This is a genomic window from Terracoccus sp. 273MFTsu3.1 (genome assembly GCF_000383675.1).
Taxonomy (GTDB): Bacteria; Actinomycetota; Actinomycetes; order Actinomycetales; family Dermatophilaceae; genus Terrabacter.
Genome location: NZ_KB911825.1, coordinates 244,407 through 265,076, shown reverse-complemented (window position 1 = coordinate 265,076; position 20,670 = coordinate 244,407). Strand labels below are relative to the sequence as shown.

The following is a 20,670-nucleotide window of genomic DNA, read 5'->3' as shown; positions in this document are numbered from 1 at the left end:
GGCCGTTACCGGGGCATCGCGGGACGGAAACGCGGACGAAACACACCCTTCCTACCGTGGGAGCCGACGTGGACCACGAGCTGCGACGGGAGGCCGCCGTGCTGATCGAGACCGACCTGACGGGACTGCCCGTGCTCGTCGTGGGGCCTCCGGGCCTCACGGCCTCCGTCGTGCGACGCCACGAGCGAGCCGGGGCCGTGGTCACGGTCGCTCCCTCGCCGGGCGACGTGACGGACGAGGTGTGCGCCGACGCGCGACTCGCGGTGCTCGTCGGGCCGGGAGCCGGGTGGGCGTCCGTCCGCGACGCGCTCGCGGGACGGTGCCCGGTCGTGGTCGAGGTCCCGGACGCGCCCCGGGGTCGGGTCGTCCTCGTGGGGGCGGGTCCCGGGGGTCCCGAGCTGCTGACGCTCGCCGGGATCCGCGCCCTCGCCGAGGCCGACGTCGTGCTCACCGACCGGCTCGCCGAGGTCGGTGACGTCGCGCGTCTCGCGCCCGGTGCGGAGGTCGTCGACGTCGGCAAGCGGCCGGGACACCACGCAGTGCCCCAGGACGAGATCGAGCGGATCATGGTCGCGCGGGCGCGCGCGGGCCTCACGGTCGTGCGCCTCAAGGGCGGTGACCCCTACGTGTTCGGCCGCGGCGGCGAGGAGGTCGCGGCGGCCGTCGAGGCGGGCCTGCCCGTGACGGTCGTGCCCGGGGTCTCGTCGGCCGTCGGCGTGCCGGGGAGTGCCGGCATACCGGTCACCCACCGCGGTGTCAGCCACGTCTTCACCGTCGTGTCGGGGCACGTCCCCCTCGAGCCCGAGCAGGCACGCTCGCTCGCGGGCCTCGGAGGAACCGTCGTCCTCCTCATGGGGATGCACAACATCGTCCCGCTGACGACGGCGCTGGCCCGGGCCGGGTTGGCCGCAGACACTCCGGCTGCCGTCGTCGAGCGCGGCTTCACCCCCGACCAGCGCAGCATCGTCGGGACCCTCGCCACGCTGCCGGACCTCGCGGCCCGGGCCCGGGCCACGTCGCCGTCGGTCATCGTGGTCGGCGAGGTCGTGCGCCAGTCGGCCGTGTGGGCCCGACGCGTGGGGGCGGGGTCCGCCGACGCACCCGCGATGGACGGCGTCGCGTGAGCGAGCCGAGCGTCGCCTCCACGCGAGCAGCCCGGCAGGCGCGGCGCAGCCACCCGCCGACGGCGTGGTCGGCCGAGCTGACCGGACCCGACCCGGACGCCGCCCGGGTGGACCCGACGGGCCCGGTGCTCGACGGCTTCCGGATCGCCGTGACCTCCGACCGGCGGTCGGGAGACCTCATCGACGCCTTCGTGCGCCGTGGCGCCGAGGTGCTGCACGCGCCGGCCGTCCGCATCGCCCCCGTCGACGAGGACGAGATCCTCATCGGCGACACGCGCGCCGTCATCGACTGCCGCCCCGACGTCGTCATCGTCACGACGGCCTACGGCTTCCGGCGGTGGATCGAGGCGGCCGACGCGGCGGGCCTCGGTGAGGACCTGGCGCGGACCCTCGACCGGGCCCGCATAATCGTCCGCGGTCCCAAGGCGCGGGGCGCGGTGCGGGCCGCGGGCCACGACGACGACGGCATCGCCGACGACGAGCGCACGGCATCCACGGTCGGGCTCGCACTCGAGGGCGGCGTCGTCGGGAGGCGGGTCGCGGTGCAGCTGCACGGCCACGAGGACGTGGAGCAGCTCGAACGGCTGCGGTCGGCGGGGGCGACGGTGCTGACCGTGGCGCCCTACCGCTGGGTGCGGCCGACCGACGAGAGCCGGCTGGGGCGTCTCGTCGCGGCCGTTGCGGCCCGAGAGGTCGACGTCGTCACCTTCACGTCGGCACCGGCGGTCGACGGACTCGTCTCTGCCGCAGCGCAGCTCGGCATGGACGGCGTGCTCGTCGAGGCCCTGCGGTGTGGCGTCACGGCCGCCGCGGTGGGGCCGGTGACGGCGGCACCGCTGCTCGACCTCGGGGTGACGCCGATCGTGCCCGACCGCTTCCGGATGGGCGCGCTCATCCGGACCGTCATCGAGCACCTGACGCTCAACGGCGTCGCCGAGGTCCAGACCGCGCTGGGTCCGCTCGTCGTGCACGGGCGTGTCGTGACCTTCGGCGGCGAGACGGTGACCCTGGCCCGCGGGCCGCGGGCGATGCTCGCGGCCCTGATGTCCGAGCCGGGCGCTGTGCTGAGCCGCGAGCGGCTCCTCGACGAGCTGCCCGAGGCCGAGAACGAGCACGCCCTCGACATGGCCGTGAGTCGGCTCCGGTCGGCGCTGCCCGACCGTCACCTCGTGCAGACCGTCGTGCGGCGGGGCTACCGGCTCAACGTGTAGCGGCAGCAGCCTCGGCGTCGCCGACGATGGCGGGCGCGTGGTCGGCGATCCAGTCCATGAGCGGCACCATCCGCTCGGCGAGCGCGCCGCCCCGTGCCGTGAGGGAGTACTCGACGTGCGGCGGGACGACCGGCCGGGCGTCCCGGTGGACGAGCCCGTCGGCCTCGAGCATGCGCAGGGTCTGGGCGAGCATCTTCTCGCTGACGCCCTCGGCGCGACGCCGCAGCTCGCTCCACCGCAGGGGCTCGCCCTCGGCGAGGGCGAGGATGACGAGCGTGCCCCACTTGCTCGTCACGTGGTCGAGCACGACGCGGCTGGGGCAGTCGGCGGCGAAGACGCCGTCGGGGAAGTGTCGACGCAGGGTGGGACTAACCGTCATGTCAGTACCTTACTTCAAAGTGGGTACTAACTTCTGGGAAGTATGCCGTGGGCGCGGTCGTTCTCGTGGATGTCAGCCCCACCCGAAAGGAACGCCATGACCCTTCTCGTCACCGGTGCCAGCGGCCACCTCGGCCGTCTCGTCGTCGAGTCCCTCCTCGAGCGCGGCACGCCCGCCGCCGATGTCGTCGCCATCGCCCGCAACCCCGAGTCCGTCGCCGACCTGGCCGACCGCGGTGTCGTGGTGCGCCGAGCCGACTACACCGACCCGGCGTCGCTCGACGCCGCGTTCGTCGGTGTCGACCGGCTCCTCCTCGTCTCCGGGAGCGAGGTCGGGCAGCGGATCACCCAGCATGCCAACGTCATCGATGCGGCCAAGCGGGTTGGGGTGGGCTTCGTCGCCTACACGAGCATCACGCGCGCCGACTCGTCCGACCTCACGCTCGCCGCCGAGCACGGCGCCACGGAGGAGCTGCTCGCGGCGTCCGGTCTGCCGCACGCCCTGCTGCGCAACTCCTGGTACCTCGAGAACTACACCGGCCAGCTGCCGACCGTCCTCGAGCACGGCGCCGTCCTCGGTGCCGCCGGAGACGGCCGCGTCAGCGCCGCGACCCGGGCCGACTACGCCGACGCCGCTGCCGTGGTGCTCGCGGGTGAGGACGGACGGGGCCACGAGGGCGCCGTCTACGAGCTCGGTGGCGACGACGCGTTCTCCCTCGGCGAGCTCGCCGAGACGGTGGGTCGCGTCGCCGGGCGCGAGGTCGCCTACCGCGACCTGTCCGTCCCCGACTTCACCGCGGCACTCGTCGCGGCCGGTCTTCCCGAGGGGTATGCCGGCGTGCTCGCCGACAGCGACCGCGGGATCGCCGAGGGGGCCCTCTTCACCGACACCGGCGACCTGTCCCGTCTCATCGGCCGCCCGACGACCGGCCTCGAGGACGCCCTCCGCGCAGCACTCGTCGCCGCAGCCTGACCCCGAGGCACCCCTGCCTCATCCTCGATAGGCCACGAACGGGTCCCCGTTGGTGGCCTGTCGACGGTCAGGGGAGCGGGAGCCCGACTCGCACGGTGCCGTGCTGGACGCGGACGGCATACGTCGGGAGGGCGACCTCCGGGTCGTCGAGGGCGGCGCCGGTGCGCAACGAGAAGACCTGCTTGAGCAGCGGTGAGGCCACGGTCGGCTCGCCGCTGCGGTCACCGGTCAGACCGCGCGAGAGGACCGCGGCCCGCGCGTACGGGTCGAGGTTGTCGACGGCGTAGATCATCCCGTTGGGGAGCAGGAAGAGGGCAGCCTGGGCGCCGCCGGGCAGGAGCACGGCGACCCCTCGGCCGGGCACGAGCGCCGTGACCGGACAGGCTGACACCCACTGTCTCGCTCCGGGGGACGGCAGGATCCCGGGCCGCACGACGTTGCGACCAGCCGTGGGCGCGACCTCCGCCGGCAGCACCTGGGGTGGGGTGGTGAGTGTCGTCATGATGGGTTCCTTTCGCACTCAGGCGTTCTCGCGGACAGTGGGCAGCCCCAGCAGCACCGGGACCTTGCGCGGGCCCGACTCGTCGAAGGCGACCATGGGGTCGGCCTCGTCCGGGGCGTTGACGAACGACACGAAGCGCGAGAGCTTCTCGGGGTCGTCGAGGACCGCCTTCCACTCGTCCCGGTAGCCCTCGACGTGACGCCCCATCGCGCCTTCGAGGTCGTCGGCGATGCCGAGCGAGTCCTCGCAGACGACGGCCTTGAGGTGCTCCAGCCCGCCCTCGAGCGCGTCGAGCCACGGAGCCGTGCGCTGGAGGCGGTCGGCCGTGCGCACGTAGAACATGAGGAAGCGGTCGATGTAGCGCACGAGGGTCTCGTCGTCGAGGTCGCTCGCGAGCAGTCGCGCGTGGGCCGGCGTCTGGCCGCCGTTGCCGCAGACGTAGAGGTTCCAGCCTCGGTCGGTGGCGATGACGCCGACGTCCTTGCCGCGGGCCTCAGCGCACTCGCGCGCACAGCCCGAGACCCCGAACTTGATCTTGTGCGGCGACCGGAGCCCGCGGTAGCGGTGCTCGAGGTCGACGGCCATCCCGACGGAGTCCTGCACGCCGTACCGGCACCACGAGGAGCCGACGCACGACTTCACGGTGCGCAGCGACTTGCCGTAGGCCTGCCCCGACTCCATGCCGACGTCGACGAGGCGCCGCCAGATCGCGGGCAGCTGCTCGACGCGGGCGCCGAAGAGGTCGATGCGCTGACCGCCGGTGACCTTGACGTAGAGACCGAAGTCCTGGGCCACCCGGCCGATCGTGATGAGCTGCTCGGCCGTGACCTCGCCGCCGGGCATCCGCGGGACGACGGAGTAGGTGCCGTTCTTCTGGATGTTGGCGAGGAAGTGGTCGTTGCTGTCCTGGAGCGCCGCCTGCTCCCCGTCGAGCACGTGGTCGCTGCTCGTCGAGGCGAGGATCGAGGCGACGGTGGGCTTGCAGATCTCGCACCCGGTGCCCGTGCCGTAGCGCGCGAGGAGCCCCGAGAAGGTGCGGATGCCCGTCGAGGCCACGATCTCGAACAGCTCGGCCCGGCTCTGCTCGAAGTGCTCGCACAGCGCCTTGGAGAGCTCGACACCCGAGTCGACAAGCAGCTTCTTGACCGTGGGCAGGCAACCGCCGCAGGTGGTTCCGGCGTTCGTGCAGCCCTTGATGGCCGCGAGGTCACAGGCGCCCTCGGCGATGGCACCGCAGATCGACGCCTTCGTCACGTTGTTGCACGAGCAGATGACGGCGTCGTCGGGCAGGGAGTCCGCACCGAGCTCGGCGCCGGCGGGAGACACGAGCGCGCCGGGGTCGCCGGGGACCTCGCGGCCGACGTACGCCTTGAGCGTCGTGTACGCCGAGGCGTCGCCGACGAGGATGCCGCCGAGCAGCGTCTTCGCGTCGTCGCTGACGACGACCTTGGCGTAGGTGCCCTTCGTCGCATCGGTGTGGACGATCTCGAGGGCCCCGGGCGTCGTCGCCATCGCGTCCCCGAAGGAGGCGACGTCCACGCCGAGCAGCTTGAGCTTGGTCGACAGGTCGGCGCCGGGGAAGCTCGCCTCCCCCCCGAGGAGCCGGTCGGCGACGACCTCGGCCATCGTGTAGCCGGGGGCGACGAGGCCGTAGCACCGACCCTCGACGGCGGCGACCTCGCCCACGGCCCAGACGTTCTCGTCGCTCGTGCGGCACGCGGCGTCGGTGAGGACGCCGCCCCGCTCGCCGACGTCGAGGCCGGCGGCGCGCGCCACCGCGTCCGACGGGCGCACGCCCGCCGAGAAGACGACGAGGTCGGTGAGCAGCGCCGTGCCGTCGGAGAGCTCGACGGCGAGGCGACCGTCCTCCTGCACGGCGATCGAGCTCGTGCCGGCCCCGGTGTGGACCTGCACCCCGAGGTGGCTGATGAGACCCTCGAGCACCGCGCCGCCGCCGTCGTCGACCTGGAGCGGCATGAGGCGCGGAGCGAACTCGACGACGTGCGGCGTCAGTCCCAGCAGGCGCAGGGCGTTGGCTGCCTCGAGGCCGAGGAGGCCACCGCCGACGACGAGGCCGTTCGCCTCGCGCCCTGCCGCCGCGGCCCGCTCGATCGCGGACTCGGCGGCGACGCGGATGCCGTCGAGGTCGTCGAGCGTGCGGTAGACGAAGCAGCCCGTCGAGTCGTGGCCCGGCACCGGGGGCACGAAGGGGTGGGAGCCGGTCGCGAGGACGAGCTCGTCGTACGCGATGACGTCGCCCGCGCTCGTCGTGACGGTGCGTGCCTCGCGGTCGACGTGCTCGGCGCGTGTGCCGAGCCGCAGGTCGACGAGGTCGTCACCGGCATACGTGTTGCCGGCGAGGGCGAGCGATGCGCGGTCCCAGGCCCCGACGTAGGACGAGAGGCCGACGCGGTCGTATGCCGCCTCCGCCTCCTGCGAGAGGACGGTGACCTTCCACGTGCTCTCCGTGTCGCGCGACCGCAGCGCCTCGACGAAGCGGTGGCCGACCATGCCGTGGCCGACGACGACGACCGTGCGGGTGGTGGTGCGCGTCGGGTTCTCGGTGGTGGTGGACATCAGGCGGCTCCTTCGGTCAGGGCAGCGGCTGCCGACACCGGTTCGGGGGTCGAGGAGGTGGAGGTGGGGGAGGCGGCCGGCTCCGACGAGCGGAGCCACGAGCAGAGGCCGTCGACGGCGCTCCTGCACGAGCCGCAGCCGGTCGTCGCCCGGGTCGCCTCGGCGACCGCGCCGACGGTCTCGGCGCCCGTCCGGAACGCGCCGACGATCGCGGACTTCGTCACGGTGTTGCACCGGCAGATGACGGCCGTGCCGGGCATCTCGGCGAGGTTGACGGCCTCGGTGGCTCCCGACCGGGTGATCGCGCGACCGAGCATGAGCGACAGACGGTCCCGCGGGACGACCGAGCCGGTGTCGTAGAGCTGGGTCAGGGCGCCCGCCGCGTCACCGACGCCGAGCAGGATGGCGCCGACGAGACGGTCCTGGCGCAGCACGAGCTTGGCGTAGCGACCCCGGCTCGGGTCGGTGAAGGTGAGCACCTCGTGCCCGGGGTCGTGGACGTCGACGGCGACCGTGCCCATGCTCGCGAGGTCGATGTCGTGGGCCTTGAGCCGGGTCAGGACGCTCGTGCCCTCGTACGTCGCGTCGGGGTCGGCGCCGGTGAGCACGTCGGCGAGCACGCGGGCCTGGTCCCAGCCGGGCTGGACCAGTCCGGGCACCTCACCGCGGTGCTGGGCGCACTCACCGATGGCGTGGACGTGCGGGAACGACGTGGCGAGGCGGTCGTCGACGACGATCCCGCGGTCGACCTCGAGACCGGTCGCGACGGCGAGGTCGGTGCGGGGCCGGACGCCCGTCGCGACGACGACGAGGTCGGCGGCGAGGGTCGTACCGTCGTCGAGGACGACGTGCGCTGACCCCCCGTCGACCGGTGCGTGTCGCTCGACGACGAGCCGCCCGAGCACGAGGCGGGCGCCGATGCCGCGGACGACGCGGGACAGGACGGCGCCGCCGTCGGCGTCGAGCTGGCGATCCATCGGGAAGTCCTGCGGGTGCACGACGGTGACGTCGACGCCCCGGGCGAGCAGGCCACGGGCCGCCTCGAGCCCGAGCAGACCGCCGCCGAGCACGACTGCGGTGGAAACGGACTCGGCCGCTGCGACGATGCGACCACAGTCGTCGACCGTGCGGAAGGCGACGACCCCGTCGGCCAGCGGGGTCGCAGGACCGGGCGGCCCGGCATACAACCCCTCGGTCGGGGGGACGAAGCTCGTGCTTCCGGTCGCGAGGACCAGCTCGTCCCACAGGACGACTCGCTCGGTGCCGTCGGTGTCGAGCGTCGCCGTGCGTGCGTCCACGTCGACGGCTGCGACCCGGGAGCCGGCGACGACGTCGATGTGGCGCGCCGCCCACCAGCCGTCGGGTTTGAGGCGCGTGTCGCGCGGACTGATGCCGCCGGCGACGACGGTCGACAGGAGCACCCGGTTGTAGGCCGCGTGCGGCTCCTCGCCGACGACGGTGACGGCGAAGCGCTCGGCGTCGGGATCCCGGTGGCGGATCTCCTCGGCGAGCCGGGCGCCGGCCATGCCGTTGCCGACGACGAGGACATGGGTGCGGGCTCGCGTCATGCGATGGCCTCCAGGCGGACGGCGCACGCCTTGAACTCGGGCATGCGGCTGGTCGGGTCGAGGGCGGCGTGGGTCAGCGAGTTGGCTCGTGCGTCACCGGCCCAGTGGAAGGGCAGGAAGACGACGTCGGCGCGCATGTCGTCGTCGACGCGGACGACGGCGCGGGTCCGGCCGCGACGGCTCACGACGTCGGCGAGGTCGCCGTCGCCGAGACCGGCGGCCTCAGCCGTGTCGGGGTGCACCTGGACGAACACGTCGCCCGCCGCCGCCGACAGCTCGGCGACGAGCCGCGTCTGGGCGCCGGACTGGTAGTGCTGCAGCACCCGACCCGTCGTCGCGACCAGGGGATAGGTCGCGTCGTCGGCCTCGGCGGGACCCACGTGGTCGACGGCGACGAAACGGGCGCGACCGTCGGGTGTCGCGAAGGCGTCGAGGAAGAGTCGCGGCGTGCCCTCCGGTCGCGCGGTGCTGCACGGCCAGTGGAGGCTCTCGCCGGCGTCGAGCCGCTCCCACGTCACCGCGGAGTAGTCGGCCGGACCGCCGGCGGAGGCCCGGCGCAGCTCGTCGAAGACGACGCGCGGTTCGGTGGGGAAGGCTGTGCTGCAGCCGATCCGGCGCGCCAGCTCGCTCCAGAGCTCGAGCTCGCTGCGGCACCCGGCGGGCGCGTCGAGCGCCTTGCGGCGGCGCAGGACCCGGCCCTCGAGGTTGGTCAGCGTGCCCTCCTCCTCGGCCCACTGGAGGACGGGGAGCACGACGTCGGCCACGGCGGCCGTCTCGGAGAGGACGAAGTCGGAGACGACGAGCAGGTCGAGGGCGGCGAGGCGCTCCGTCACGACCCGCGCGTCGGGTGCCGAGACGACGGGGTTGCTGCCGTGGACCATGAGCACGCGCGGGCCGCCGTCGGTGCCGAGCGCCGACAGCAGCTCGAAGGCGCTGCGACCGGGGCCCGGCAGGTCGGCCGGGTCGACGCCCCAGACCGACGCGACGTGGGCCCGCGCTGCCGGGTCGTCGATCCTGCGGTAGCCGGGCAGCTGGTCGGCCTTCTGGCCGTGCTCCCGCCCGCCCTGGCCGTTGCCCTGGCCGGTGATCGTGCCGAAGCCGGTGCCGGGGTTGCCGGGCAGCCCGAGCGCGAGGGCGAGGGCGATGAACGCCGTCACCGTGTCGGTGCCGCTCGCGTGCTGCTCGGTCCCGCGCGCCGACAGGATGTAGGCGCCGCGCTCGGTGTCGCGGGCGCGGGCCAGTGCGGCGACGGCAGCCCGCATCGTCGTGACGGCGACACCCGTGACCCGCTCGACGCGCTCGGGCAGCCACTGCGCCGCGGTCGCCCATAGCTCGTCGAAGCCCGTCGTGCGCTCGGCGACGAACCCGCGGTCGGCATACCCCTCGGTGACGGCGAGGTGCAGCATGCCGAGCGCCAGCGCGGCGTCGGTGCCGGGACGCAGCTGCAGGTGCAGCCCGCCGCCGTCGAGGGCCTTGGCCGCGGTCGGGGTGAGGCGCGGGTCAGCGACCATGAGGCCGCCGGCGTCGGCGGCGCGGACGAGGTGCGTCAGGAAGGGTGGCATCGTCTCGGCGGGGTTGGCGCCGAGGAGCAGCACGGCGTGCGCCGAACCGATGTCGGTGACCGGGAAGGGGAGGCCGCGGTCGAGGCCGAAGCAGCGGATGCCCGCCGCGGCGGCCGAGCTCATGCACCAGCGACCGTTGTAGTCGATCTGGCTCGTGCGGAGCGCCACTCGGGCGAACTTGCCCAGCTGGTAAGCCTTTTCGTTGGTCAGGCCCCCACCGCCGAAGACCGCCACGGCGTCCCGGCCGTAGGCCGCCTGCGTCCGCACGATGGTGTCGGCGACGACATCGAGGGCCTCGTCCCACGACGCCGGGGCGAGCTCGCCGTCGCGGCGGACGAGAGGAGTGGTGAGCCGACGGGGTGTCCGGAGGAGCTCGGCGCTCGTCCAGCCCTTCTGGCACAGGCCGCCGCGGTTCGTCGGGAAGCGACGCGGGCTGACCGTGAGGTCGGCCGCGGACGACCCGGTGAGGGTCATCGCGCACTGGAGCCCGCAGTACGCACAGTGCGTCGCGACCCCTGCCCGCTCGGAGGGGACGTCCCCACCGAGCGAGCGGGACGGCATTCGCGATGAGGTGGCGGTCATCGGCGGTAGCGCACCTTCGTCAGGGTGGCGGCGCCGACGTAGAAGAGCGTGAAGACGACGAACGCGGCCGTGGCCGAGTGGCTGGCGCCCTGGTAGGACGCGCGCAGCCCGAGGTTGATGAGGACGCCGCCGAGGGCGCCGATGGCGCCGGCGATGCCGATGAGCGCGCCTGCCATCGAGCGTGACCAGGCCGTGCGCTCGACGGCGGGACCGGGGATCGAGGCCGACTTCGCCTCGAAGAGGGCGGGGATCATCTTGTAGACCGAGCCGTTGCCGATGCCCGAGAGGACGAAGAGGAGGACGAAGCCGCCGATGAGGCCGGTGAGCTGGAGCCCCGTCGCCGCGCCCGACGTCACGTCGTCGGAGCGGGCGGCGAGCGTGACGAGGACCCCTGCGACGGTGAGCCCGACGAACGTCCACAGGGTGACCGCGGCCCCGCCTCGGCGGTCGGCGAGCTTGCCGCCCCAGACCCGGCTGACCGAGCCGAGGAGCGGACCGACGAAGGCGATCTGGGCGGCGTGCAGGCTCGCGGCCGCCGTCTGGGCCGGCGTCGGCGCGGCGCCGCCGGTCATGCCGGCGAGGAACGTCTGGTTGAGCACCTGTCCGAACGCGAAGCCGAAGCCGATGAACGAGCCGAAGGTGCCGATGTAGAGCAGCGAGATGACCCACGCGTCGGCGTGCCGCAGCACCTCGAGCATCGCCTTCGGGTTGGCCGTCTGGTGGTCGAGGTTGTCCATGAAGACCGCGGCGCCGATGCTCGCGACGGCGAGCAGCACGAGGTAGACGGCGCAGACGACCTCGGGCCGGCGGTTGCCGAGCGTCGCGATGACGAGGAGCCCGACGAGCTGGACGACGGGGACGCCGATGTTGCCGCCACCGGCGTTGAGCCCGAGGGCCCAGCCCTTCATCCGCTGCGGGTAGAAGGCGTTGATGTTCGTCATCGACGAGGCGAAGTTGCCGCCGCCGAGCCCGGCGAGCCCGGCCACGAGCAGGAAGGTCGTCAGGGAGTGGCCGGGGTTGACCATGAGCCACCACGTCAGGGTGGTCGGCACGAGGAGGGCGACGCCGCTGACGATGGCCCAGTTGCGGCCGCCGAAGAACGCCGTCGCCATCGTGTAGGGCACCCGGAGCACGGCGCCGACGAGTGTCGGGACGGCGACGAGGAAGAACTTGTCGGCGGGCGTGAAGCCGTAGACGGCCTGCGGCATGAAGAGGACCATGACCGACCAGATCGACCAGATCGAGAAGCCGATGTGCTCGGTGGCCACCGACCAGATCAGGTTGCGGCGGGCGACGTCCTTGTTGCCGCCCTCCCACGCCGCCGTGTCCTCGGGGTCCCAGTCGCGGATGACCCGCGTTCTCGGCGCGGTGAGCTCACGGAAGCGACCGGGACGGTCGAGCGCCGGGACTGGAGTGGGTGACGCGGTGGTGGTCTCGGCGGCGCTGCCGGTCGTGCTGTCGGTGCTGCTTCCGGTGGTGGTGCTCACGGGGTTCCTCCTGGGCTGCTCGAGCCGAGCGGGACGGTGACGGGGTGAGGCGGGTCTGGGCCGCTGCGAGAGCGTGACGCTCACGCTAGGAAGCCGGTGTTGCCGGTCGCCGGGCCTGCTGTGACGCCGTGGTTACAGCTGTCTCACGGACTCCGGGAGGGTCGGTGAGGTCACGCACGGAGCGCTCCCGCGGGGTCCTCACGGACGACCGGGAGTCGCGTGAGGTGGGCTGCCGCGTAGGCTCGCGCTCATGACCACGGCTGCAGACCAGGCCTCCCTCAACACCCTGTCCGTGGGCACGGCCGGGCCCCGCATCGCCTTCCTCCACGGGCTCTTCGGCCAGGGCCGCAACTGGAACCAGATCGCCAAGGCGGTCAGCGGCGCGGAGGGCACGGACGCCCGCTGCCTCCTCGTCGACCTCCCCGACCACGGCCGGTCCCCGTGGTCGCAGCAGTTCTCGCTCGACGCGTATGCCGACGCCGTGGCCGCGACGCTCCGCGCGGTCGGCGAGGGGGAGCGGTGGACCGTCGTCGGCCACTCCCTCGGCGGCAAGGTCGCCATGGTGCTCGCGCTGCGCCATCCCGAGCTCGTCGAACGGCTCGTCGTCGTCGACATCGCACCCAAGGGCTACGGCTCGCTCGAGCGCTTCGAGGGCTACATCCGCGAGATGCAGGCCCTGCCGCTCGCCGAGCTGACGAGCCGCGGTGACGCGGAGGCCCGCTTCAGCGAGCCCGATCCCGGCGTCAAGGCCTTCCTCCTGCAGAACCTGCGCCGTGACGGGCAGACGTGGCGCTGGCAGGTCAACCTCGACCTCGTCGCGGGCGACGCCGCGCTGGGGGTCGACTCACGCATCGCCGACTGGCCCGACGACGCCGACGCGCTCCCGCCCTACGAGGGGCCGGTGCTGTGGGTCGCCGGCGGCGACTCCCGGTACGTCAAGCGCGAGGACGGCGAGCGCATGCGACGCCACTTCCCGCGCACGCGGCTCTTCACGATCAAGGGCGCCGGTCACTGGGTGCACACCGACGCGCCGGAGATCATCGTCACCGCCCTGCGCCGCTTCGTCGCCGCCACCGACGAGTGACCTACAGACACCACTCGAGTGAGCGCCCCGTCCCACTCGAGTGAGCGCGTCGTCCCACTCGAACGGACCGTTCGCCCACGCCATGGGAGTACGCGCTCACTCGAGTGTGGCTGGGCGCTCACTCGAGTGTGGCTGGGCGCTCACTCGAGTGGGGGTGGGGTCAGAGGAGGCGGCGGCCCATGGCCCAGGCGGTCAGCTCGTGGCGTGAGCTGAGCTGCAGCTTGCGCAGCACCGAGCTGACGTGGGTCTCGACGGTCTTGACGGAGATGAAGAGCTCCTTCGCGACCTCCTTGTACTGGTAGCCGCGCGCGATGAGGCGCATCACCTCGCGCTCGCGCGCCGAGAGGCGGTCGAGCTCCTCGTCGATCTCGGCGACCTCACCCGCCGTCGCGCCGAACGCGTCGAGGACGAAGCCGGCGAGGCGCGGGCTGAAGACGGCGTCGCCGTCGGCCACCCGACCGATGGCGGTGAGCAGCTCCTCGGCACTGATCGTCTTCGTGACGTAGCCCCGGGCGCCGGCGCGGATGACCGCGATGACGTCCTCGGCGGCGTCGGACACCGAGAGCGCGAGGAAGCGCACCGGCACGTCGGCCCCCGACTGGACGCCGGCGCACGCCCGGATGACGTCGGCACCACCGTGTCCGTCGCCGCCGGGCAGGTGGACGTCGAGGAGCACGACGTCGGGTCGCTGCTCCTTGATGACCTGCACGGCCGACTCGACCGCACCGGCCTCGCCGGCGATCTCGAGCGTGAAGCCCCCGGCCCGCGGCGTGGCGGCGAGGGAGGTCAGCTCGGCGCGCACGCCGGTGCGGAACATGTGGTGGTCGTCGACGATGACGATGCGGATGGTCCGCGGGTCGGTCATGAAGCCTGCTCCTGGGGGTCGGGGTCCGGCGCGCTGCCGGGGTCGCTGCTGGGGGTGGTGACGGGTGGATCAGCCGGCGCACCGGGGGCGGACGCCTCGGGCGCCTGCGGCTGCCGGACGGGCAGGCGCAGGACGACCTCGGTGCCGTCGGCGCGGCGCCGGATGCGGGCCGTGCCGCCGTGTCGCTCCATGCGGCCGATGATCGACTCGCGCACGCCGGCCCGGTCGTCGGGCACGGTGTCGAGGTCGAAGCCCGCACCGTGGTCACGGACGAACGCCTCGACGGCGTCGGGCCCGACCTCGACGTAGGCGCTGACGGGCGGGCTCGCGTGGCGCACGGCGTTCCACGTGGCCTCGCGCACGGCCTTGACGAGGGCGTCGAGGTGCTCGTCCATCGGCCGGTCGCCGGTGACGACGAGCTGGACGGGCACACCGTGGAGGTCCTCGACCTCGCCCATGGCCGCGGTGAGCGCGGCACCGAGCGTGCCGGCCCGGGCGTCCTCGTCGTAGAGGTAGCTGCGCAGCTGGCGCTCCTGGGCGCGGGCGAGTCGCGCGACGGTCGCGGCGTCGCCGGACTGGCGCTGGATGAGGGCCAGGGTCTGGAGCACCGAGTCGTGCAGGTGGGCGGCGATGTCGGCGCGTTCGGTGGCCCGGATGCGCGCGGCCTGCTCGAGGCGCAGGTTGCTCCAGAGCCGCAGGATCCACGGCGCCGACAGGACGGCGACCCCGACGAGGGCGGCGAGCACGGCACCCGCCACCTGCCACAGCTCGGTGAGGTTGGTGCCGCGCACGAGCAGTCCGACGAGGCCGAGGATGGTGAGGCCGAGGCCGACGACGAGCCAGATCCAGCGCACCGGGCGGCGCGCGCCGAGGGTGTCGGTGTCGTCGAGCTGCGACCAGAAGAAGATCGCGCCGATGACGATGGCGACGACGGGGAGGATGAGCTCGGCGTGGACGTCGAGGCCGGCACCCCCGAGCCAGAGCGCCCCCGCGACGGCCAGGGCGGCCACGCCGAGGAGGGTGATGATGACGGCCTGGTTGCCGCTCCGCAGCCACGTGCGCAGGCCGGCGAGGTCGACGTGGTGCTGTCGGGTTCCGGGGGAGACGGACGTGGTGCCGACGCTCGCGGGGCCGACCGCGGTCGGGCTGCCCGGCGCCTGGGTCGTGGCGGCGGCGATCGCCGGGTCGACGTCGCCGACCTCGCGCATCGTGGCCCAGAGGAAGACGTAGACGGCGAGCCCCGCGCCGAAGGGGATGCTCGTCAGGACGAGCGCCACTCGGACGGCGACGACCGGCAGGCCGAGGTGCTCGGCGAGCCCCATCGCGACTCCCGCGATGACCTTGCCCTGCCGCTGGCGCACGAGCGGGGGCCGTGGCGTCGCCCGCCAGGCCGGGCGCACGGGGCCCGTTCCGTTCTCGTATGCCGTCTGCACCGTTCCATCCTGACCCACCCGGCGGGCGAGGGCGACCATCCCGGCCTCCTTTGGGGGTCGCGTCAGGGTGCGCTCAGGGTCGACCCTCATGGTTGGCGGGCGTCCGGCGCGCCACTGTGGTGGCATGACGAAAAGCAATGACGCCCCTCCGCAGGGGCACGGCCTCGACGGTTTCTACACCGCTCTGCGACGCCCGGGGATCGTGCGTCAGGGGGACGGTCGCTGGTTCGCCGGCGTCGCGACGGGCCTGGCCCGTTGGCTCGGCGTCGACCCGCTCGTCGTCCGGGCGGGCTTCATCCTCTTCTCCATCTTCTTCGGGATGGGTGTCGCGCTCTACCTCGTGCTGTGGCTGCTCATGCCCGACGAGCGCGGCGAGATCCACGTCGAGCGCGCCCTCAAGCACGGCGAGGGCAGCTCGATCTTCCTCCTCGTCGTCACGGCCATCTCCGTCCTCGGCGGCGGCCCCTGGTGGGGCGGCGACTCGAGGGGCTTCCGCTTCTTCGGCTTCGTGCTCCTCGTCGTCGGTGCCTGGTGGTTCGCGACCCGGACCGCCACCGGCCGTGAGCTCATGGAGCAGGCGCCGTGGCGCAACCGCGGCACGTCTGGACCGGGTGCGGCCGGCGCGACGACCGTCGACCCCGTGACCGGGCAGCCCGTCGGCCAGCCGGTCGGCCAGCCCGGCACCGGAGCCGGCACCTCTGCACCTGCGCCAGCGACGGCATACGGCTCGACGGGCAACGCGGCGGCGAACGCCGGCGCGACTCTCGCGGCGCCGCGTCCACCCGCGCCGACGCCGGTCCGTGAGCGGACCCGCGCGATCGGCTTCGCCGGTGGGCTGCTCGTCCTCGGACTCGCCATCGTCGTCGGTGTCGTGATGTCGTCCGTCGCCCAGGCGGCCGGCTGGCCGGGCAACCACGTGGCGGTCGGGATCGCCTCCGGTCTGGGCGTGCTCGGCCTCGGGATCCTCGTGGCCGGTCTCGCCGGACGTCGGTCGGGAGGGCTCGCGTTCTTCGCCGTCATCGGCATGATCGCGGCCGCGGCGACGACGGCCGCACCGATGGGTCTCTCGCAGCCCTGGCAGGCGGGCGACCGCAGCTACACGGTGACCTCGATGACGCCGGCTCCGGCCTTCGAGCTCGGCCTCGGCCAGATGAAGGTCGACTTGCGTGATGCGAACTGGAAGGGCACCACGGGGACGGACACCGTGACGACGACGATGGGCGTCGGCGAGCTCGACCTCGTCGTCCCCGAGGGCGTCAACGTGGTCGTCAACACCCGGGCGCGGGCTGGCGAGATCATCGCCACCGGACCCGGAGTGGCCGGCGAGGGCATGCGACGCGTCGGGCCGGACGAGCTCCAGCACGAAGGCACGGGTTGGACGCAGACGGTGACCTTCGGTGACACCACGAAGACCCCCGAGATCGTCGTCGACGCCGAGCTCGGCGTCGGCCAGATCAAGATCACGACGGCGAGCGCGTCATGAGCGCCGGAGCCCAGAACCCGACGAACGACCCGATGACGAACCCAGCGGAGAGCAGCGACATGAGCAGCACCGACACCCCCGACCCGACGGCGGAGTTCCGCGACCCGACGGCCGACCCGGCACCGACGCCCGACCCGGCACTGACGCCCGGCCCGACGCCCGACCCGGCGGAGACGACGACGATCCCGTCCACGTCGACCCAGGCGCTGCCCGCGTCGACGCCCTTCCGCGTCGAGCCCGCGACGCCGGTCCCCGACGACGCCGTCGCCGCCGGAGCCCGCCTCCCGCACCTGCCGCCGCCGACGACCTCGGCGCCCGATCCCTCGTGGCCGGCGCCGACGGTGCCGACGCCGGCACCGCAGCCGGCCCCGCGCCCGGCCCTCGTCACGGTCCGCAAGGGCCCGCGCCCCGGCTCGATCATGCTCGGCCTGCTGACGATGCTCGTGGCGGCCTACATCCTCGTCGCCAACCTCACCGACGCCGACCTCAGCTTCCGGATGGTGGGCCCGTCGATGGTCGGCGCCTTCGGCGGGATGCTCCTGCTCGTCGGCCTCGCCGGCGTCGTCGCAGGCCGGATGCGGCGCTGAGCCACAGGCCGCCGACGCCGCCACACGGCACACCTCCTCGGGTGGTCGCCGCACGTGGCGTCGGCGGTCGTGACTAGGCTCGGGAGCACGCTCGCCGGTCAGGTCCGGCACTCGCAGTGGGGAGAGAACGTGCTCATGAAGTCCGGCATCACGCTCGAGGGTTTCGACCGGTCCGCCCGCCCGCAGGACGACCTGTTCCGGTTCGTCAACGGCACCTGGCTCGACACGACGGAGATCCCGGGCGACCGGGCCCGCTTCGGCACGTTCGACATCCTGCGTGAGGAGTCCACCGCGCGGGTGCGCGACCTCATCGAGGAGGCAGCCGCCGACGAGGCCGGCGCACCGGGGTCCCCGAAGCGCCAGGTCGGCGACCTCTACGCCAGCTTCACCGACACCGACCGCATCGAGGAGCTCGGGCTCGCGCCCCTGCAGGTGGTGCTGTCGGAGGTCGCGGCGGTCGACGACGTCGACTCGCTCGGGACGGCCCTCGGCCGCGTCGCCCGTGACGGTGTCGCCGGCGCCCTGCAGCACTTCGTGTCGCCCGACGAGCGCTCGCCGGAGGACTACGTCGTCTACCTCGAGCAGGCCGGTCTCGGTCTGCCGGACGAGTCCTACTACCGCGAGGACAAGTACGCCGACATCCGCACCGCCTACGTGGCGCACATCGAGAGGCTGCTCGGTCTCGCCGGCATCCCGGACGCCGGTGCCAAGGCCACGAGCATCATGGCGCTCGAGACCCTCCTTGCGGCGTCGCACTGGGACACCGTGAGCAACCGCGACGCGATCAAGACCTACAACGCCCACTCACTGGACGAGGCCAAGGCACTCGCGCCCCAGTTCCCTTGGGAAGCGTGGCTGTCCGGCCTCGGTGCCCCGGCGGGCTCGTTCGACAAGGTCGTCGTGCGCCAGCCGAGCTTCGTCACCGGCCTCGGGGCCGCGCTCGAGTCCACCGACGTCGCCGACTGGCGCTCGTGGCTGACGTGGCACGTCCTGTCGGAGTTCGCGTCGGTGCTCCCGCAGTCGTTCGTCGACGAGGACTTCGACTTCTTCGGCCGCACGCTCTCGGGCCAGCCGGAGAACAAGGAGCGGTGGAAGCGCGGCGTCTCCGTCGTCGAGTCGTGTGTCGGCGAGGCCGTCGGCCAGCTCTATGCCGAGCGCTGGTTCCCGCCTGCGGCCAAGGAGCGCATGCAGCAGCTCGTCGCCAACCTCGTCGAGGCCTTCCGCCGGTCCTTCTCGTCGCTCGAGTGGATGGGTCCCGACACCCGTGCGCAGGCCGTCGACAAGCTCGACGCGTTCACGCCCAAGATCGGCTACCCCGACGTGTGGCGTGACTACTCCGCCATCGAGATCGACCCGACCGACCTCGTGGGCAACGTGCGGCGCAGCTCGGCCTTCGAGGTCGACCGCAACCTCGCCAAGATCGGCGGTCCGATCGACCGCACCGAGTGGTTCATGCTGCCGCAGCACGTCAACGCCTACTACATGCCGTCGATGAATGAGATCGTCTTCCCGGCCGCGATCCTGCAGCCGCCGTTCTTCGACCTCGACGCCGACGACGCCGTCAACTACGGCGGCATCGGCGCCGTCATCGGTCACGAGCTGGGCCACGGCTTCGACGACCAGGGCTCGCGCTACGACGGCACCGGAGCCCTGCGCGACTGGTGGACGGAGGCCGACCGCGAGCGGTTCGACGCCCTGTCGCAGCGGCTCATCGAGCAGTTCAGCGGCTACACCCCGGCGGGGCTGTCCGACGACCACAAGGTCAACGGCGGTCTGACCGTCGGCGAGAACATCGGCGACCTCGGCGGCCTCCAGATCGGCTACTCCGCCTACCGCATCGCGACCGAGGACGCCGGCATGCCCGAGCTCGACGGGTTCACCGGGCCGCAGCGCTTCTTCATCGGCTGGGCGCAGGTCTGGAAGGGCAAGGCCCGCGAGGCCGAGGCCATCCGACTGCTCGCCATCGACCCGCACTCGCCGCAGGACGTTCGCGGCAATGCCGTGCGCAACCTCAGCGAGTTCCACGAGGCCTTCGCGGTCAAGCCCGGCGACGCCCTGTGGCTCGACGACGCCGAGCGGGTCCGCATCTTCTGAGCAGGCGTCTTCGGCTTCCTCCGAGTGGAGCCGTCGCGTGACGACCGACCCCGTGGGCAGCGCCCGCGGGGTCAGTCGTCGAGGGCGAGCTTGAAGCCGACGTGCGAGGCGACGAAGCCGAGCCGCTCGTAGAAGCGGCGGGCGTCCGTGCGGCTCGCGTCGCTCGTCAGCTGCACGAGGGTGCACCCGAGGCGGCGTGACTCCTCGACGGCCCACGTGACGAGCTCCGTCCCGAGACCCGTGCCGCGCTCGTCGCGGGAGACGCGCACGCCCTCGATGACCGAGCGCGTGGCTCCACGCCGGGACAGCCCCGGGATGACGGTGAGCTGGAGCGTGCCGACGACGATGCCGTCACGCTCGGCGACGACGAGGTGCTGCCCGGGGTCGGCCACCACCCGGTCGTACGCCGCGTCGTAGGCGTGCAGGTCGCCGAGGTCCTCACGGGCGGCGCCGAGCGGGTCGTCGGCGAGCATGGCGACGATCGCCGGCACGTCGTCGCGGCTCGCCGGCCGGATCTCGATGCCCATCAGGCGCTCTCGGCGGCGCGCTTGAGCTGCGCAAGACCCTTCTCGAAGTCGGGCCCGATGAGCTTCTCCATCGACCACACCCTGCTCATGAGGCGCATGACGAGGTTCTGTGGGCCGGTCATGGCCCACTCGACCCGGGTGCCGTCGCCCGCGGGCGTCAGCGTGAAGTCCACGCGGTTGTGCGCCTTCATCGGGGCGGCGAAGAGCAGGTCCACGGCGAGGTGCTGCGGCTCCGACTCGAGGATCTCCATGCGGCCCTCGCCGGCCTTGCTGTTGCCGCGCCAGGCGTAGACGGCGCCCACACCGGACGACGGGCCGGCGTACGTGCGCTCCATCGCCGGGTCGAGGCCCTCCCAGGGCGACCAGGCCCGCCACTCGTGGAAGTCGTTGACGAGAGCGTGGATCCGCTCAGGGGGAGCGGCGATCGTCGTCTCGCGGCTGATGTGGAAGCTCTTGTCGGCCATGGCCGCATCCTGCCATCGCGAGCCACCGGTCGGGCGCACGCCGGGTCGGGCGACCCCTTTGTCCCATGTGTCACATGCGCCCCGATATCACCGATTCGCAATGAGTTCCGGGGGTTTTCCGGACATGTGACGTGTTCCTCAATACCTTGGGCCGAGGGATGGCGTGGCG

The 20,670-nt window shown here is 73.0% G+C and carries 17 protein-coding genes; 7 read left to right on the top strand and 10 right to left on the bottom strand.

What is annotated here, in order from left to right:
- The first annotated feature begins 56 nt into the window (after positions 1-56).
- Positions 57-1,124 carry a uroporphyrinogen-III C-methyltransferase gene (cobA, locus tag H283_RS0117990; protein ID WP_020144923.1) on the top strand — a complete coding sequence of 356 codons (1,068 nt, stop codon included), beginning with the start codon at positions 57-59 and terminating at the stop codon, positions 1,122-1,124.
- A gap of 77 nt (positions 1,125-1,201) precedes the next feature.
- Positions 1,202-2,335: a uroporphyrinogen-III synthase gene (locus H283_RS0117985; RefSeq protein WP_156023307.1), complete on the top strand. Its 1,134-nt coding sequence runs from the start codon at positions 1,202-1,204 to the stop codon at positions 2,333-2,335.
- Here the strand turns inward: H283_RS0117985 and H283_RS0117980 are convergent.
- Positions 2,325-2,714, bottom strand: coding sequence for a helix-turn-helix domain-containing protein (locus H283_RS0117980; RefSeq protein ID WP_020144921.1), 390 nt, complete (start codon positions 2,712-2,714; stop codon positions 2,325-2,327). The genes H283_RS0117985 and H283_RS0117980 overlap by 11 nt on opposite strands.
- 96 nt (positions 2,715-2,810) lie before the next feature.
- Between H283_RS0117980 and H283_RS0117975 the strand changes: the two genes are divergently transcribed.
- On the top strand, positions 2,811-3,686 hold the full coding sequence (locus H283_RS0117975; RefSeq protein ID WP_020144920.1) for an SDR family oxidoreductase: 876 nt from the start codon (positions 2,811-2,813) through the stop codon (positions 3,684-3,686).
- 67 nt (positions 3,687-3,753) lie between these two features.
- On the opposite strand, the gene nirD is transcribed toward H283_RS0117975, so the two are convergent.
- The 5 genes from nirD to H283_RS0117950 are packed head-to-tail and all read right to left on the bottom strand — an operon-like array spanning position 3,754 to position 11,964.
- Positions 3,754-4,188, bottom strand: a complete 435-nt coding sequence (nirD, locus tag H283_RS0117970) for a nitrite reductase small subunit NirD (RefSeq protein ID WP_020144919.1) — start codon at positions 4,186-4,188, stop codon at positions 3,754-3,756.
- 18 nt (positions 4,189-4,206) lie between these two features.
- Positions 4,207-6,765: a nitrite reductase large subunit NirB gene (nirB, locus tag H283_RS0117965; RefSeq protein ID WP_028785706.1), complete on the bottom strand. Its 2,559-nt coding sequence runs from the start codon at positions 6,763-6,765 to the stop codon at positions 4,207-4,209.
- On the bottom strand, positions 6,765-8,333 hold the full coding sequence (locus tag H283_RS25675) for an FAD-dependent oxidoreductase (protein WP_020144917.1): 1,569 nt from the start codon (positions 8,331-8,333) through the stop codon (positions 6,765-6,767). Before H283_RS25675 ends, nirB begins: the two co-directional genes overlap by 1 nt.
- Entirely contained in the window at positions 8,330-10,456 is a 2,127-nt protein-coding gene (locus H283_RS0117955) for a molybdopterin oxidoreductase family protein (protein ID WP_020144916.1), read from the bottom strand. The genes H283_RS25675 and H283_RS0117955 overlap by 4 nt, the downstream gene beginning before the upstream one ends.
- A gap of 17 nt (positions 10,457-10,473) precedes the next feature.
- A complete protein-coding gene (locus H283_RS0117950) occupies positions 10,474-11,964 on the bottom strand; it encodes a NarK/NasA family nitrate transporter (protein WP_020144915.1) in 1,491 nt (496 codons plus the stop codon).
- A gap of 250 nt (positions 11,965-12,214) precedes the next feature.
- Here H283_RS0117950 and H283_RS0117945 point away from each other — a divergent pair, with 250 nt between their 5' ends.
- Entirely contained in the window at positions 12,215-13,048 is an 834-nt protein-coding gene (locus tag H283_RS0117945; protein WP_020144914.1) for an alpha/beta fold hydrolase, read from the top strand.
- A 160-nt stretch (positions 13,049-13,208) separates the two neighbouring features.
- Here H283_RS0117945 and H283_RS0117940 read toward each other — a convergent pair whose 3' ends face one another.
- Positions 13,209-13,913, bottom strand: a complete 705-nt coding sequence (locus H283_RS0117940; protein ID WP_020144913.1) for a response regulator transcription factor — start codon at positions 13,911-13,913, stop codon at positions 13,209-13,211.
- Positions 13,910-15,385, bottom strand: coding sequence for an ATP-binding protein (locus H283_RS0117935; protein WP_020144912.1), 1,476 nt, complete (start codon positions 15,383-15,385; stop codon positions 13,910-13,912). The genes H283_RS0117940 and H283_RS0117935 overlap by 4 nt, the downstream gene beginning before the upstream one ends.
- An 85-nt stretch (positions 15,386-15,470) precedes the next feature.
- Here H283_RS0117935 and H283_RS0117930 point away from each other — a divergent pair, with 85 nt between their 5' ends.
- The 3 genes from H283_RS0117930 (at position 15,471) to H283_RS0117920 (ending at position 19,510) form a co-directional block, all read left to right on the top strand.
- Positions 15,471-16,829, top strand: a complete 1,359-nt coding sequence (locus H283_RS0117930; protein WP_196806017.1) for a PspC domain-containing protein — start codon at positions 15,471-15,473, stop codon at positions 16,827-16,829.
- Positions 16,826-17,416, top strand: a complete 591-nt coding sequence (locus H283_RS0117925) for a hypothetical protein (RefSeq protein ID WP_028785705.1) — start codon at positions 16,826-16,828, stop codon at positions 17,414-17,416. Before H283_RS0117930 ends, H283_RS0117925 begins: the two co-directional genes overlap by 4 nt.
- A 135-nt stretch (positions 17,417-17,551) precedes the next feature.
- A complete protein-coding gene (locus H283_RS0117920) occupies positions 17,552-19,510 on the top strand; it encodes a M13 family metallopeptidase (protein ID WP_028785704.1) in 1,959 nt (652 codons plus the stop codon).
- A gap of 71 nt (positions 19,511-19,581) precedes the next feature.
- Here the strand turns inward: H283_RS0117920 and H283_RS0117915 are convergent, their stop codons facing one another.
- Both H283_RS0117915 and H283_RS0117910 read right to left on the bottom strand, forming a co-directional pair.
- Entirely contained in the window at positions 19,582-20,037 is a 456-nt protein-coding gene (locus tag H283_RS0117915; RefSeq protein WP_020144909.1) for a GNAT family N-acetyltransferase, read from the bottom strand.
- Positions 20,037-20,501 (bottom strand): SRPBCC family protein, encoded by a 465-nt coding sequence (locus H283_RS0117910; RefSeq protein ID WP_020144908.1) that lies wholly within the window; start codon positions 20,499-20,501, stop codon positions 20,037-20,039. The genes H283_RS0117915 and H283_RS0117910 overlap by 1 nt, the downstream gene beginning before the upstream one ends.
- Positions 20,502-20,670 lie beyond the last annotated feature (169 nt).

Excerpts from the sequence above, each read along its gene's own strand:
- H283_RS0117915 (WP_020144909.1), bottom strand. The coding sequence starts at position 20,037 with ATGGGCATCGAGATCCGGCCGGCGAGCCGCGACGACGTGCCGGCGATC.
- H283_RS25675 (WP_020144917.1), bottom strand. The coding sequence starts at position 8,333 with ATGACGCGAGCCCGCACCCATGTCCTCGTCGTCGGCAACGGCATGGCC.
- H283_RS0117910 (WP_020144908.1), bottom strand. The coding sequence starts at position 20,501 with ATGGCCGACAAGAGCTTCCACATCAGCCGCGAGACGACGATCGCCGCT.
- nirB (WP_028785706.1), bottom strand. The coding sequence starts at position 6,765 with ATGTCCACCACCACCGAGAACCCGACGCGCACCACCACCCGCACGGTC.
- H283_RS0117940 (WP_020144913.1), bottom strand. The coding sequence starts at position 13,913 with ATGACCGACCCGCGGACCATCCGCATCGTCATCGTCGACGACCACCAC.
- H283_RS0117920 (WP_028785704.1), top strand. The coding sequence starts at position 17,552 with ATGAAGTCCGGCATCACGCTCGAGGGTTTCGACCGGTCCGCCCGCCCG.
- H283_RS0117980 (WP_020144921.1), bottom strand. The coding sequence starts at position 2,714 with ATGACGGTTAGTCCCACCCTGCGTCGACACTTCCCCGACGGCGTCTTC.
- H283_RS0117930 (WP_196806017.1), top strand. The coding sequence starts at position 15,471 with ATGACGAAAAGCAATGACGCCCCTCCGCAGGGGCACGGCCTCGACGGT.
- H283_RS0117945 (WP_020144914.1), top strand. The coding sequence starts at position 12,215 with ATGACCACGGCTGCAGACCAGGCCTCCCTCAACACCCTGTCCGTGGGC.
- nirD (WP_020144919.1), bottom strand. The coding sequence starts at position 4,188 with ATGACGACACTCACCACCCCACCCCAGGTGCTGCCGGCGGAGGTCGCG.
- H283_RS0117955 (WP_020144916.1), bottom strand. The coding sequence starts at position 10,456 with ATGCCGTCCCGCTCGCTCGGTGGGGACGTCCCCTCCGAGCGGGCAGGG.
- H283_RS0117925 (WP_028785705.1), top strand. The coding sequence starts at position 16,826 with ATGAGCGCCGGAGCCCAGAACCCGACGAACGACCCGATGACGAACCCA.
- H283_RS0117935 (WP_020144912.1), bottom strand. The coding sequence starts at position 15,385 with ATGGTCGCCCTCGCCCGCCGGGTGGGTCAGGATGGAACGGTGCAGACG.
- H283_RS0117975 (WP_020144920.1), top strand. The coding sequence starts at position 2,811 with ATGACCCTTCTCGTCACCGGTGCCAGCGGCCACCTCGGCCGTCTCGTC.